The sequence below is a fragment of the Pseudomonas sp. RP-B7 genome (genome assembly GCF_059803535.1).
The window spans coordinates 73,858-88,581 of record NZ_JAPFHC010000015.1 but is presented as its reverse complement, the minus strand read 5'-3'; the positions used below and the strand labels follow the sequence as shown (position 1 = coordinate 88,581).

Annotated in this window: 11 protein-coding genes and 1 tRNA gene; 4 read left to right on the top strand and 8 right to left on the bottom strand. The window is 61.7% G+C overall.

Annotated features, from left to right (window positions below; translation table 11 throughout):
- Positions 1–41: 41 nt before the first annotated feature.
- On the bottom strand, positions 42–1,955 hold the full coding sequence (gene dibA / locus OPU96_RS15800; protein WP_498559329.1) for a phosphodiesterase DibA: 1,914 nt from the start codon (positions 1,953–1,955) through the stop codon (positions 42–44).
- A 166-nt stretch (positions 1,956–2,121) separates the two neighbouring features.
- On the opposite strand from dibA, the gene desA reads away from it, so the two are divergent.
- Positions 2,122–3,306, top strand: a complete 1,185-nt coding sequence (gene desA / locus OPU96_RS15795) for a delta-9 fatty acid desaturase DesA (RefSeq protein WP_192298516.1) — start codon at positions 2,122–2,124, stop codon at positions 3,304–3,306.
- 188 nt (positions 3,307–3,494) lie between these two features.
- The gene (locus tag OPU96_RS15790; protein WP_226456679.1) at positions 3,495–4,496 is read left to right on the top strand and encodes a GGDEF domain-containing protein; all 1,002 of its coding nucleotides are present in this window, start codon (positions 3,495–3,497) and stop codon (positions 4,494–4,496) included.
- Between the two features lie 136 nt (positions 4,497–4,632).
- On the opposite strand, the gene OPU96_RS15785 is transcribed toward OPU96_RS15790, so the two are convergent.
- From OPU96_RS15785 to gabD, 4 genes are all read right to left on the bottom strand, one after another.
- Complete coding sequence (locus tag OPU96_RS15785; RefSeq protein ID WP_192298518.1) at positions 4,633–5,841, bottom strand: HDOD domain-containing protein; 1,209 nt, start codon at positions 5,839–5,841, stop codon at positions 4,633–4,635.
- An 86-nt stretch (positions 5,842–5,927) separates the two neighbouring features.
- Positions 5,928–6,179, bottom strand: coding sequence for a hypothetical protein (locus tag OPU96_RS15780; RefSeq protein ID WP_498559328.1), 252 nt, complete (start codon positions 6,177–6,179; stop codon positions 5,928–5,930).
- Between the two features lie 264 nt (positions 6,180–6,443).
- Positions 6,444–7,721 carry a 4-aminobutyrate--2-oxoglutarate transaminase gene (gabT, locus tag OPU96_RS15775; protein WP_226456673.1) on the bottom strand — a complete coding sequence of 426 codons (1,278 nt, stop codon included), beginning with the start codon at positions 7,719–7,721 and terminating at the stop codon, positions 6,444–6,446.
- Between the two features lie 185 nt (positions 7,722–7,906).
- Positions 7,907–9,349, bottom strand: a complete 1,443-nt coding sequence (gene gabD / locus OPU96_RS15770) for an NADP-dependent succinate-semialdehyde dehydrogenase (protein WP_017734500.1) — start codon at positions 9,347–9,349, stop codon at positions 7,907–7,909.
- A gap of 371 nt (positions 9,350–9,720) precedes the next feature.
- On the opposite strand from gabD, the gene OPU96_RS15765 reads away from it, so the two are divergent.
- Positions 9,721–9,797, top strand: a tRNA-Arg gene (locus OPU96_RS15765).
- A 57-nt stretch (positions 9,798–9,854) separates the two neighbouring features.
- Here OPU96_RS15765 and OPU96_RS15760 read toward each other — a convergent pair.
- The 3 genes from OPU96_RS15760 to OPU96_RS15750 all read right to left on the bottom strand — a co-directional run bounded on the left by OPU96_RS15760 (position 9,855) and on the right by OPU96_RS15750 (position 12,605).
- A complete protein-coding gene (locus OPU96_RS15760) occupies positions 9,855–10,448 on the bottom strand; it encodes a hypothetical protein (protein ID WP_305391845.1) in 594 nt (197 codons plus the stop codon).
- Positions 10,445–11,017, bottom strand: a complete 573-nt coding sequence (locus OPU96_RS15755; protein ID WP_498559327.1) for an RNA polymerase sigma factor — start codon at positions 11,015–11,017, stop codon at positions 10,445–10,447. The genes OPU96_RS15760 and OPU96_RS15755 overlap by 4 nt, the downstream gene beginning before the upstream one ends.
- A gap of 76 nt (positions 11,018–11,093) precedes the next feature.
- Complete coding sequence (locus tag OPU96_RS15750; RefSeq protein WP_498559339.1) at positions 11,094–12,605, bottom strand: vWA domain-containing protein; 1,512 nt, start codon at positions 12,603–12,605, stop codon at positions 11,094–11,096.
- Between the two features lie 805 nt (positions 12,606–13,410).
- On the opposite strand from OPU96_RS15750, the gene OPU96_RS15745 reads away from it, so the two are divergent.
- The gene (locus OPU96_RS15745; RefSeq protein WP_498559326.1) at positions 13,411–14,679 is read left to right on the top strand and encodes a M10 family metallopeptidase C-terminal domain-containing protein; all 1,269 of its coding nucleotides are present in this window, start codon (positions 13,411–13,413) and stop codon (positions 14,677–14,679) included.
- Positions 14,680–14,724 lie beyond the last annotated feature (45 nt).

The window sequence follows — 14,724 nt, the reverse complement described above, 5'->3', positions numbered from 1 at the left end:
CCCGCTCCCACACAAGCCCGCGCCCCCAGTTTGACTGTATTTCAAGTCTGGATCGGGGGGGCGCGTGACCAATCGATTTGGTCAGCCGGCACCGGCCGGCCAAACCAATAGCCCTGCCCCATATCGCAATCCTCGGCCAACAGAAACCGCGCCTGCTCCACCTGTTCGATCCCCTCGGCATGCACTTGCATGCCCATGCTTTTCGCCAAGGCAATCACCACGCGCACGATGGCGGCATCATCCTCATCCCATGGCAACCCAGCGACAAACCCCTGGTCGATCTTGAGCTTCTGCACCGGCAGGCGCTTGAGGCGCAGCAGTGAGGAATAGCCGGTGCCAAAATCGTCGATGGCCAGGCGCAAACCCAGTTCGCGCAGGCGGTGCAGTTGCTCCAGGGCCACTTCGGGGTCTTCCATCACTGCGCTTTCGGTGACTTCCAGCTCCAGATACGCCGGGTCCAGGCCAGTTTCGTGCAGCACTTGGGCGACCTGGTCGTACAGCTCGCGCCGGGCGAACAGGCGGCTGGAAACGTTGACCGCGATAAAGCTCAATGGCACGCCGTCCGCCAGCCATTGGCACATCTGGCGGCACGCCTGGTCCAGCACCCAGGCGTCGATGTCGGCGATCAGCCCGGTGCGTTCGGCGATGGGGATGAAATCCCCCGGGGGCACCAGGCCGCGTTCGGGGTGTTCCCAGCGCACCAGCGCTTCGACGCCCACCAGGCGGCTGTCTTGCAGGTTGTGCACGGGCTGGTAGTAGACGCGCAACTCGTGCTGGTCGAGGGCGCGGCGCAACTCGCTGGCGATTTCCACGCGGTTTTGCGCGTGGGCGGTGAGCTCTTCGGTGTACAACGCGTAGCTTTCGCGCCCGGCGCTCTTGGCCTTGAACAGCGCGGAGTCGGCGTTGCGCAGTAGTTGTTCGGCGCTCAGGGCGTCGCTGGGGAACACGCTGATGCCAATGCTGGCGCTGATGAACAACTGGTGGCCGTCGAAGATGAACGGTTGTTTCATCGCATCCAGCATGCGTTGCGCCACGCCGGCGGCTTGCGCGACCTGTGGACAACTTTCCGCCAGCACCGCAAATTCGTCGCCGCCCAGGCGCGCCAGGGTCACACCGGGGCCGAACAGTGCCTTGAGCCGTTCGCCCACCTGTTTCAGCAGTTGATCGCCGACGGCGTGGCCAAGGCTGTCGTTGATGATCTTGAAGTGGTCCAGGTCCAGCAGCAGCAAGGCACAGCCACGCTTGTGCACTTGCGCCGAAGCGAGCGCCTGCTCGGCGCGGTCGGTGAACAGCAGGCGGTTGGGCAGGTCGGTGAGAGGGTCGTGGTGCGCCAGGTGGGCCAGTTCGCGTTCGGAATGCTTGATGGCGCTGATGTCGGAAAATACCGCGACGTAGTGGCTGACATGGCCCTGATCGTCCTGCACGGCGCGGATGGTTTGCCACTGTGGATAAATCTCGCCGCTTTCGCGTCGGTTCCAGATTTCCCCGCTCCATTCGCCGGTGCGCCCCAGGGTATGGAACATCTGTTGGTAAAAACTCGACGAATGGCGCCCGGATTTGAACAGGCTCGGCTGCTGCCCCATCACATCTTCACGCCGGTAGCCGGTGATCTCCATGAAGGCCCGGTTCACGTGCACGATCAGGCCCTTGGCGTCGGTGACCAGCACACCTTCGCGGGTGCAATCGAACACGGCGGCGGCCTGGCGCAGGCGTTCGCGGTTTTCCTTGAGGGGTTGATCCTGCAGGCTGGTGCGGTCGAAGCGCCGGCAGATCAGGTAAATCGCCAAGGCGCTGAGGGCCACCCATACGTAGCCGCGCATCTGCATCCAATGGCTCAACTGGCTCGGTTCATCGAGAAAGTTGATCAATACCTGGCGACTGAGCTGGAGCCAGGCAATGGAAACCAGTAGGTATACCAGCCCTACGCGTAGGGCACCTCGGTATGAAAACAGCATATGCTCAGTAATCCTTACCAAAAAAACAGAATCGTCCTACAACCGATGCGGATTATAGAGTAAGAAACATCCAGTCACTCCTATCTGAAAGGGCGGCTGGTTTTCTCTGTGGGCTTAGTGATAATGCGTGAGCTGTTTTTTTCTTTATCTGAGGGCCATACAGCCTATGTGGTACAACGGTTTTCTTGACTTGTCAGCCTGGCAACTGGTGGCAGTCACTCTGTTGATGACCCACGTGACCATCGTTGGGGTCACCGTCTATCTACACCGTTATTCAGCCCATCGTTCCCTGGAACTCAATGGCGGCCTGAAACACTTCTTCCGCTTCTGGCTGTGGCTGACCACGGCGCAGAACACCCGCGAGTGGACGGCCATCCACCGCAAGCACCACGCCAAATGCGAAACCGTCGATGACCCGCACAGCCCGGTGATCAAGGGCTTGTCCACGGTATTGCGCAAAGGTGCCGAGCTGTACCGCGCCGAAGCGGAAAACCCCGAGACCCTGCGCATCTACGGCAAGAACTGCCCGGACGACTGGATCGAACGCAAACTTTACACCCCCTACCCGCTGCTGGGTGTGGCGATCATGGGCGTGATCGATCTGCTGCTGTTCGGCACCATCGGCATCACCATCTGGGCGATCCAGATGATGTGGATCCCGTTCTGGGCCGCCGGTGTGATCAACGGCCTGGGCCATGCCGTCGGCTATCGCAATTTCGAATGCCGTGATGCGGCGACCAACCTGGTGCCGTGGGGCATCATCGTCGGTGGCGAAGAGCTGCATAACAACCATCACACCTACCCCAACTCCGCCAAGCTATCGGTGAAGAAGTGGGAGTTCGACCTGGGCTGGGCCTGGATCAAAGTGTTCAGCTTCCTGCGCCTGGCCAAGGTGCAGCGCGTGGCACCGATTGCCCACCGGGTCGAAGGCAAGGGCCACCTGGACATGGACACCGCCATGGCGATCCTCAACAACCGCTTCCAGATCATGGCCCAGTACCGCAAGTTGGTGATCGGCCCGCTGGTCAAGCAAGAGCTGGAAAAGGTCGATCATTCGGTACGCCACCAGTTCCATCGCGCCAAGCGCTTGCTGTCGCGCGAGACCAGCCTGCTGGATGAGCGCCATCACGTGCGCATCCAGAGCATGCTGGAGCACAGCCACGCCCTGACCGTGATCTACGAGAAGCGCCTGGCGCTGCAACAGATCTGGCTCAAGACCAGCAGCAACGGCCACGATATGCTCGCCGCGATCAAGGAATGGGTACACGAGGCAGAGGCCAGCGGCATCCAGTCCCTGCGCGATTTTGCCCACCAGTTGAAGACCTATTCGCTGCGTCCTGCGGCAGCCTGACGGTGCAGTGGGAGGGCCTGCCCTCCCACGTATCGGCTTTTTGGCGTCATTTACCGGGCACCGGCAATCGGTGCTGTTGACGGAACTTCACTGCAATTCCCCTCTCTCAATGAACACTTCGCCATCATGGTGGCCCCTTGTAGTGACCGCTGCTTCATCCTGCGGCGCGCCCAGAGAGAGTTGTGCCGATGGTTCACGAAAAGCCCTATCTGCCCGATACCCCCACCACTGAACCGCCCCTTCCGACGGCGGCGGCAACCCTGCTGGCGCTGGTGCATGCCCAGGGTGAAGTCGAGCGGCTGAGCGAGCGCGAGCAGCTGTTGAGCTCGCTGCTGGTCAGCGTCAACGCCGTGCTGTGGGCCATCGATTGGGAAACGCGCCGCGTGCTGTACGTGAGCCCGGCCTATGAGCGCGTGTTCGGGCGACCCGCCGGATTGCTGCTGGCCGACCATCGGGAATGGCGCAACAGCATTCACCCCGAAGACCTCGACTACGCCGAACACAGCCTGGCCCGCGTGCTGGAACAAGGCACCGTGGAAGACCGCGAATACCGCATCATCACCGCGGACGGGCAGATCCGCTGGCTCAGCGACAAGTGCTACATCAACCAGCAGGTCGAGCCCGGTAAGCCGGTGATCGTGGTCGGCATGGCCGAAGACATCACCGAAAAGAAGCAGCTGGAACTGGAACTGCACCGCCTCGCCACCACCGACGTGCTGACCCAGAGCAGCAACCGCCGGCACTTCTTCGAATGCGCCAACCAGGCGTTCGACAGTGCCTGCGCCCAGGCCGCGCCGCTGGCGTTCCTGCTGCTGGACATCGATGACTTCAAGGACATCAACGACACCTACGGCCACCTGGAGGGCGATCAGGTACTGCGCCGCATCGCCGAGAGCGGTCGCGGGGTATTGCGCCGTGGCGACCTGTTCGGGCGCATTGGCGGCGAAGAATTCGCCGCCGTACTGCCCGGTTGCGCGCCAGAGATGGCGTTGCAGGTGGCCGAGCGCCTGGGCAGGGAGATTCAGGAGTTGAGTTTCAACTATGAAGGCCAGGCATTCAGCGTGACCGTCAGCCAGGGCTTGGCCAGCCTGGACGAACAGGACTCGACCCTGGACAGCCTGTTCGCCCGTGCGGATGCAGCGATGTATGAGGCCAAGCGCCAGGGCAAGAATCGCGTCGTCGCCAGCTAGACACAGATCCAACGGTGAAGCAGATCCAATCTGGGAGCGGGTTTGCCCGCGATGGCGGTGGGTCAGCTAAAAATTTGCTGACTGACACACCCTCATCGCGGGCAAGCCCGCTCCCACATTTGGATCTCACTGTTCTCTAGGCCTTGCGCACCCGCGTCAGCTCCGACAGGCCCATCTTGAGCAACCGCGCGGTCTTGCCATTGGCCAGTGCTTCCAGCCCTTCATGCTCGGTCAGGCGCGCCATCTGCGCCGCCAGGTTGACCACCAGCGCATCCCGCGCATACACCCCGCCTTCCAGCGAATAGATCGCCGCGATCAACTGGCGCAATTCATGGGGCAAGCGCCAACGCGCGCGCAGTGCCGAGCCATAGGCGGCGCCGAAGGTGTAGAGCGACTCGCCAATCGCCTCGTCGTCCAATGCCCCGCCTCCCTGGCGCCAGTCCTCCAGGCAGCGCAGCAGCGCCAGGTCACCGAGCCGATGCAGCAGGCCGGCGGCATAACAGCGCTCGTGATCGAGTTCCAAAAGGCGCGCCAGGCGTCGGGCGAAGTCGGCGGTGTCCTGGGAAAACTGCCAGTGCCGTTCGGCATACGCCACCAGCCCCGGGTCGCCCAGCACCACGTTGTGCTTGAGGGCCAGGCCGAGAATCAGGTTCATGCTTTGCCCCGCCGCCAGCTTGTGCAACGCCGCTGGCAAGGTCTGTACCGGCGTGCCGTGATGGCCAGCGCTGTTGGCGGCGGCGATCAGCACAGCGGTGATTTGCGGGTCCGTGCGCACCAGGTCTTCCAGGCGCTTGAGATCCAGGCCGTCGGGGCCAAGGCTCTTTTGCACTGCCGCTTTCACATCAACGCGCAGCGGCGCGCCATCGCAGGCGTCGCGACGACGCTCCAGGAACACCGGCAACGTCATGCCCGGCGCCAACGGCGGGATCTCGCAATACACGCTCTCGCCTTCATTGAGCAGCAGGTCCTGCAGGCGCTGGGTCAGGCTTTCCATGTTCAGGGGTTTGGTCAGGTACGCCGTGGGCGCCAGGGGCAGGGCTTCACGCACGCTGGCGGTGTCATTGCGACTGCTCAGCAGAATGAACGGCAGCGCCGGCGTACGGCGCTGCTGACGCACGTGGCGCAGCAGACTCAGGCCATCGACGCCCGGCAGCTCCCAATCGGCCAGGATCAGGTCGTAGGCCTTGTCCCGCAGCAGCGTAGCCGCTTGCAGACCATCGGCACACACGTCCAGCCGTGCGTCACAGCGCACGTTCAACAACACTTGCTTGAGCAGGTCCAGTGACCAGGGGTCTGCTTCAGCGATCAACACTCGGGGTACAGCGGGTAGATCAACAGCCGTCATCCTGCACGCTCCATCGGCAATGCTTGCACCTTAGTCAATGCGCACACGTACGTACAATGAACGTGGCTAAAAACCACCAACCCCATTCAAGGCATCGGCTTGAAAACCGGCTTTCGCCTCGGCCCCGTCTTGAGCGAATCATTCAGCGCCATGATGCGCCCCGTATCCCATTCAGCTTGCATCGCATGGTAGAGGCCAGGATCGATGCGTGACTGATGCAACCTGAGGGCTTCGGACATTGCTTCTGCAATACGCTCGATGACGAGCCCCGGTTTCTCCACACCACAATGCTTGCGACCGAACTCGATCAACTGCTGGCGATCCGGATAGGTCTTCACTTTGTTCAGCTTGATCGCCAGGGTGATCTGCGCACGGATCGGCGAGGGATTTAAGGTCTATCCGCTTGTCGACCACTTCCAGCGCCATGCCCAACGCTGAAATGCCCCTGAACACGGTATTCATCGCCACATTCTCCCCCGCCTCCAGATCAATGATCGTCTTGCGGTTGTAATGGACATTTCAACTGCCTTGCGTCAGCTAAATCTGCAGGCAAAAAAAACCCGCCGAAGCGGGTTTTTTCTGTCGATCAAGTCAGCGTCCGCTTACAGCTCGGAGAAGCACTCTTCGATGATCGCCAGGCCTTTGTCCAATTGCTCGTCCGGCGCGGTCAGCGGGACCAGTACGCGCAATACGTTGCCGTAGGTACCGCAGCTCAGCAGGATCAGGCCCTTGTCACGCGCCTTGGCCACCACGGCAGCCACGGCCGCAGCGTTTGGCTTGTGGGTGTCGCCGTTGTCGAACAGCTCGACCGCGATCATCGCGCCCAGGGCACGTACGTCGCCGATCACCGGGTACTTGGCCTGGATGGCTTTCAGGCCAGTGACCAGACGCTCGCCAACGGCCTTGCTGCGGTCCAGCAGGTGCTCTTCTTCGAACACTTCCATGACCGCCAGCGCAGCGGCGCAAGCGATCGGGCTGCCGGCATAGGTGCCGCCCAGGCCGCCTGGGGCGATGGCGTCCATGTATTCAGCCTTGCCGCACACACCGGCCAGGGGGAAGCCACCGGCGATGGATTTGGCGAAGGTGGTCAGGTCGGCAGCAACGCCCATCTGTTCCATGGCGAAGAACGTGCCGGTACGGCCGGCACCGGTTTGCACTTCGTCGGCGATCAGCAGGATGCCGTGCTTGTCGCACAGTTCGCGCAGGCGCTTCATGAAGGATTTTGGCGCGACGTAGAAACCGCCTTCGCCCTGCACCGGCTCGATGATGATGGCCGCGATGTCACGCGGCTCGGCATCGTTCTTGAAGATGCGTTCGATGCTGGCGATGGAATCGTCGTCGCTCACACCGTGCAGTTCGTTCGGGTACAGCGCGCGGAACACGCCGCCTGGCATCAGGCCCATGCCGGCCGAGTACGGCACGACTTTACCCGTCAGGCCCAGGGTCATCATGGTACGGCCGTGGTAGGCGCCGGTGAAGGCGATCACGCCAGCACGGCCAGTGGCGGCACGGGCGATCTTGACAGCGTTTTCAACGGCTTCGGAACCGGTGGTGACCAGCAGGGTTTTCTTGGCGAAATCACCTGGCACCTTGGCGTTCACTTTCTCGCACACTTCCACGTAAGGCTCGTAGGCCAGTACCTGGAAGCAGGTGTGAGTCAGCTTGTTCAGTTGCTCGGTCACGGCAGCGATGATTTTCGGGTGCACGTGGCCGGTGTTCAGCACGGCGATACCGCCGGCGAAATCGATGAACTCGCGACCTTCAACGTCGGTCACGGTGGCATTCTTCGCGGAGTCGGCGAAGATCGGGTGAATCTGGCCAACACCGCGCGGTACAGCGGCTTCGCGGCGTTTCATCAGGGATGCGTTGGTCTTGCTCATAAAGTCCTCATTCGCCACTCATCGGGTGGCGGGGTCCAAGGAATACGTGACGGGGAGGCAACTGCGGCAGCATGCGATGATCGACTGCCACAGCGTTCCCGGCCACTACGAATAACGTCTTGAAACACGCAAAGGGTCAGCGCTCTCGTGCCCTTTGCGTTTGCAGCAATGCCTTGCCGGGCGGGTCAGATGCCCAGGCAGAGGTATTTGATTTCCAGGTAGTCCTCGATCCCGTACTTGGAACCTTCACGGCCCAGGCCGGAGGCCTTGATGCCGCCGAACGGCGCCACTTCGTTGGAGATCAACCCGGTGTTGACGCCAACCATGCCGTATTCCAGGGCTTCGGCCACGCGGAACACACGGCCCAGGTCGCGGGCGTAGAAGTACGAGGCCAGGCCGAATTCGGTGTCGTTGGACATCGCGATCACTTCGGCTTCGTCTTTGAAACGGAACAGCGGCGCCAGCGGGCCGAAGGTTTCTTCCTTCGCCACAGCGGCATTTTTCGGCACGTTGGTGAGGATGGTCGGCTCGAAGAAATTGCCTTCCATGACCTTGCCGCCCGCCAGCAACGTAGCGCCTTTGCTCAGGGCATCGGCGATGTGTTCCTGCACCTTGGCCACAGCCTTTTCGTCGATCAGCGGGCCGGTGGTGGTGCCGTCTTCCAGACCGTTGCCGATCTTCAACTTGGCTACCGCCACTTTGAGTTTTTCGGCGAACGCGTCGTACACCGAATCCTGAATGTACAGGCGGTTGGCGCAGACGCAGGTCTGGCCGTTGTTGCGGTACTTGGAGATGATCGCGCCTTCGACGGCCTTATCCAGGTCGGCGTCGTCAAACACGATGAACGGCGCGTTGCCGCCCAGTTCCAGGGAGACTTTCTTGATGTCCTTGGCGCATTCGGCCATCAGCTGGCGACCGATTTCGGTCGAGCCGGTGAAGGACAATTTACGCACGATCGGGTTGCCGGTCAGCTCGCCGCCGATGTCGCCAGCGCTACCGGTGACCACGCTCAGCACGCCTTTCGGAATACCGGCACGGTGTGCCAGTTCAACCAGGGCCAGGGCCGAGAACGGGGTTTGCGAAGCGGGCTTGATGACCATGGTGCAACCGGCGGCCAGGGCCGGGCCGGCTTTGCGGGTGATCATCGCAGCCGGGAAGTTCCACGGGGTGATGGCAGCGGTCACGCCGATCGGCTGCTTGATCACGATCAGACGCTTGTCGGGCTGGTGGCCGGGAATCACGTCGCCGTAGATGCGCTTGGCTTCTTCAGCGAACCACTCGATAAAGGACGCGGCGTAGACGATTTCGCCCTTGGCTTCGGCCAGCGGCTTGCCTTGTTCGAGGGTCATCAGGCGCGCGAGGTCGTCCTGGTTTTCGATCAGCAGTTCGAACCAACGACGCAGCTTGTTCGCGCGCTCCTTGGCGGTCAGCGCACGCCAGGCCGGCAAGGCGTTGTCGGCGGCTTCGATGGCGCGACGGGTTTCCGCGGCGCCCATCTTTGGCACGGTGCCGAGAATCTCGCCCGTGGCAGGGTTGTTGACCTTGATGGTCTGACCGTTGTCCGCATCGACCCAAGCGCCATCGATAAAGGCTTGCTGGCGGAACAACTGGGCATCTTTAAGCTGCATGTCGGGTTTCCTTAACAGCACCGCGCGCACGCGGAGCGAATTAGAGTTGTTGAAAGGCGCCTTGTGGGCTGCCGTCAGGGAAATCAGCCCCAGCGCGCGGACTCAGGTGAAGCGCACGCGGGAGACAGAGCGTTTGAAATCTCAAACGAATCCTAGGATCAATGGGGGTACAGGGCAATAGTCTGTTCGAAAAAAAGAACGAAAACGGCGCTTTTGCCGAAACTTTCGGATCAGCGTGATTGGGCAGGGTTCCACCGCAATGATCGGCGGTGCCCGGCCCAGGGCGTCAGCGCGCGGATTTCCTACGTTCCAGCGGCCAAAAACCAGCATGGACGCCCAAGGGCGACATGGGTATGATGTCGCCCGCACAAGCATCCGTAGCTCAGCTGGATAGAGTACTGCCCTCCGAAGGCAGGGGTCGTGGGTTCGAATCCCGCCGGGTGCACCAGATACAGACAAAAAAGCCCCAGCTCCAACGACCTGGGGCTTTTTTGTGGGCGTTGAGTCAGCGCAGTTTCAGCGCCTCCAACCGCGCCGGCAAATCCTCCTCGGGAAAGCGTTCGTGCAACGCCAGCAGCCTCTCATCTGCCGCTCTGCTCTGCCCCACCGCCCGCAACCGCACAATCTCCCGCAACCCCTCCTCCAGCGAAGGCAACGCCACCGGCGCACGTTTGCTGAGTTTGGCGGGGGACTCGTCCGCCATCGAGCCCATGACCTGCGCACTCTCGGCCTGTGGCGCAGCAGCCATCCGGGCCACCGGCGCCGGGGCGGACATCATCGGCGGTGGTGGGCTGGCGACCTCTTCGTGGAGTGCGGAGAAGGTCGCGGTGGAGATTTCCGGCTGCGGCACGGGCGAGCGCATGACCACGCCGATCATCAATGCCAAACCGGCGACGGTGGCGAATGCCATTTGCCAGCGTGGTCGTTGGCAGGCGTGCAGCCAGCGTTGCCACAGGCTCGGCTGTGGTGCCGGGGCTTCGCGGCGGGCGGTGGCGAGGATGAAGGCGTCGAGGGACGCGGGCGGTTCGCCGGTGCTGTGTTGACGCAAGTGCTGGATGAGCACGTCGTCAGAATCCTGGGGGTGTCGAGAGTCGGTCATGCGGGTATCTCCTCGGCCAGCAACCGGCGCAGTTTCTGCTGGGCGTAACGCAGGCGGCTTTTTACGGTTTCCAGCGGGGCTTTGGTGAGGGCGGCGATTTGCGGCACTTCGAGGTCGCCGTGCAGGCGCAGCAGGAAGACTTCGCGCTGGTCTTCGGGCAGGTCTTGCAGCGCGGCGTCGAGGCGCGCCTGGTCGCGGCTCAGGCTCAGTTGTTGCTCGGGGCCGGGGCTGGCGTCGGGCTGGGCGTGCAGCTGTTCGTCGTAGCTGTCGTGCAGCGGGTTGTGGATGCCGTGCTTGCGCCAGTAATCGATCAGGCGGTTGCGGGCAATCTGAAACAACCACGTACGAAAACTCGCCCTCCCCTGTGGCTGGGTAGTGCTGCGGATCAGGCTGAGCCAGGTCTCCTGGTAGATTTCCTCGGCCAGTTCGGCTTTGTTGCTCAGGGACACGAGGAATCGGTACAGGCCCTGGCGATGTCGCGCGTACAAGGCCTCGAACGCGGCACTGTCACCGGTCCGGTAGCGGGCCAGCAGCGATTCGTCGCTGGGCAGGTCATCTGGAACGGCCATGTCGATGGCGAACTCCTTTCTGAAAGTCGACGGTGAATCAAGTGTGGGAGGAAGCAACCCCCTCCCACATCGGGCATCAATGTTTGAGGCTTTGCGCCAATTCCACCAATTGCACGAACTCATTGCGCAGCCCGAACGGGTCATCGCCCCGTGCCGAGCGGGCCAGTGCAACGATGTCGTGCAGGCGCATGCTGCCAGTGTAGCGACCATCTCCCTTGAGCTGTTGGGCGAAGGCGGCCACGGCGGCGGCGAAGCGCAGGTCATCGCTGGCCTGGACGGGTTGAGCGCCGATGGGGCGCTCGATCAGTTGGCTGTCACCGCCCGCGGCGGGTTTGTAGCGCACGCGCAGCATCGCCAGTTCAACGGTTTTGCTTTCGGCCTTGGGCTCTGCGGCATAGCGCAGCGGCTCCAGCCAACCCTTCTCGCCCTTCGGCACAATTTCGTACAGCGCAGTTACGGTATGCCCTGCACCCACTTCTCCGGCGTCGACCTTGTCGTTGTTGAAATCCTCACGCTTCAGGGCGCGGTTCTCATAGCCGAGCAACCGGTATTCGCTGACCCGTGCCGGATTGAACTCCACCTGCAATTTCACATCCCGCGCCACCACGGCGAGGGTCGAGCTGAGCTGGTCGACCAGCACCTTGCGGGCCTCGCGCAGGTTGTCGATGTAGGCGTAGTTACCGTCGCCGGCATCGGCCAGCTGTTCCATCAGGTGTTCGTTGTAGTTATCCACACCGAAGCCCAGGGTCGTCAGGGAAACCCCGCTTTTGCGCTGGAGCGTGGCCATCTGCTTGAGGCTGTCGAAGTCGCTGACGCCTACGTTGAAGTCACCGTCGGTGGCCAGCAGGATGCGGTTGATGCCGTTGTCGATAAACCCTTCGCGAGCCATCTGGTAGGCCAGTTCGATGCCCGAGGCGCCCGCGGTCGAGCCGCCGGCGGTGAGTTGCTCGATGGCATTGCGGATCTTGGCCTTGTCGCGGCCGGAGGTAGGCTTGAGCACCACGCGGGACTCACCGGCGTAGACCACCAATGACACGCGGTCCTGATCGCGCAGTTGATCCACCAACAATTTCAGGGTGCTTTTCACCAGCGGCAAACCTTCGCGGCGGTCCATGGAGCCGGACACGTCCACCAAAAACACCAGGTTGGCTGGCGCCAGGTCTGCCACGGCGCGGTCGGACGCCCGGATGCCGATGCGCAACAACTGGGTGTGCGGGTTCCACGGCGTCGGGGCGAGTTCGGTGGTCACTCCAAAGGGTGAGCCATCGGTGGGTAATGCGTAACGGTAGGGGAAGTAATTGACCATTTCCTCCAGTCGCACAGCCCCCTCGGGCGGCAGGCTGCCCTGATTGAGGAAACGTCGTACGTTGGCGTAACTGCCAGTGTCCACGTCAGCGCTGAAGGTCGAGACGGGCATTTCGGCGACCCGCTGCACCGGGTTGTCCGGCAGGCGTTCGTACTGCTCCCCAGGCTCGTTACGAGATGGATTGACCCGCTCGTCACTCATCATCAACGGCGCCGCCATCGGCGCTGGCGCCACACCCTTGACCAGTGCGCCTTCGAGGCGTGCCTGCGCGACGCTGGGCATCACCGTCGCGGCTTCTTCGTGGGGCGTGGCGGTGTCTTGGGACGTGGGCACGCCACAGCCTGCCATTGCCATGCAAGAGGTGATGGCAAGGCCTTGTGCGACAGGGCGCAGGAGCGGCAAGAAAAGACGGGGCATGGCGGCTGAACCTCGGGGGTGAATGATGTGTTCACTCCTTCAGACGCAACCGGATCGGGGCTCGGGTTAAACATAGAGGATTTTTCTTAAACCAGCGCTCGGGAATGGCGCTGTCCTGTAAGTGCGTGTGTGGTTCTTTTGTTGTCCATCGGACGCGATCAGGAAAAACCCCAAGACAAACAAAATAGGAACCCGCTCTGCCCCGCCTCATCTGCAAAAAAACAGACGCCACAGCTCACTGCAACAACTTACGACAGCATCGGATAAACCACCATTGGGTAACACTTGAGCGATTGGCAGTGGTTTTCAGCGGTGAGAACTTGGTCCTGCGCAAAAGGACTTTGCCTACAGACTTTCACCAAGGAAAAATCAAGCAGCGTGTGACGGTAACACAATGAAAATACATTCTGGCGTGCCTACTTTTTTCGCTCCCTACAGTGCACCTCCAAGGCCACAACGTTTCTTTAGGCCCTTCTCTATTCCGCCGATTTTTCGCCCCTTTATCCGACCATTTGTCACTCACCCCTGGCTGCGACCTTTTAAGCCCCCAATGCCTCGCCCAATGCTTCGCCCGACCCCTCTGCCCGAGAACAGGCCCGTGCGTCCCGAGCGCCTTACGCTTCCCCCAGGCCCCGACAAACCCAGCCCCCACACCTGGGATGGCAAGGACATGACTCAACGGCCAAATGACCCTCACATCGCCCGGGTGAACAAACGCTCCTACGATAATCAGCAGATCATCGAGCAGCTCACACGCAACGTGCCGACGTGGCAGGACAAGAACCAGAACAACACCACCGAAATTTCAGTTTCATTCAACCCAGGCGGGTTCAACGAGTACCAGAAACAGGAAGCACGACGCTCTTTAACCTCTTGGAGTGATGTCGCCAACCTGCAATTCACCGAAAACGGAGGGCCCTCCGAAGGCCGGGTGACGTTCGGAATTTCAAACCGGGTCCGCACCGCACAGGGCACATATCCGACACCCTATGGAGGAGGCGGTGGCGCAACGCTCTACAACTCCCGCATGGCCACACGCACAGTGATGACCCACGAGATCGGGCATGCCCTCGGCCTGAAACACCCCGGCAACTACGACGGCAGCGCCTCGGAAAGCCAGCGCGTGTATGCCCAGGATTCCACCGCCCACACCGTCATGAGCTATTTCGGCGATCAGAGCAGTGGCAAACAGCTCGGCGCCAAGCCCCTCGCACCGATGATGGATGACATTGCCGCGATCCAGAAAAAGTACGGCGCCAATTATCAGACCCGCAAAGAAGACAATACCTACGGCTTCAATTCCAATACCCAGCGGGATTACTACACCCTCAATTCCGCACAGGACCGGATGATCGCCTGCATCTGGGACGGTGCCGGCAATGACACCCTGGACGTATCCGGCTACAGGTCCAACCAGGTCATCAATCTCAAGGCCGGTGCTTTTTCAGACATTGGCGGGCTCAAGGGCAACGTGTCCATCGCCAGGGGCTGCACCATCGAGAACGCCGTCGGCGGCGCAGGCCACGACGCGTTGATCGGCAATGAAGCCAACAACCGGCTCACCGGGGGCCTGGGGGCGGACCAGATACGTGGCGGCGACGGCGCGGATACCTTCGTCTACAACGACGCCCGTGACTCCACCCCCGAACAGCCCGACACGCTCATGGACTTCACCAGCGGCACCGACAAGATCGATGTGTCCGGCGCCCTGCAAAAAGCCCGGGTCTCGGGACTGAATTTTGTCCAGGCCTTCAGCGGCAAGGAGGGCGAAACGCTGCTGACGTATGACCAAGCCACCGGCAAAGGCAGTGTCTCCATCGACCTGAATGGCAATGGCCGCGCCGATCTGCTGATCAAGACGCATGGGCAGGTCAAACCCGAGGATATTGTTCAAAGCGACGTACGCAGCCGTAATCGCTGGAACAATCGACATGGCTGAAAACGCCGAAAAAACGCCATCCACAACGACAAAGGCCCTCCCCGA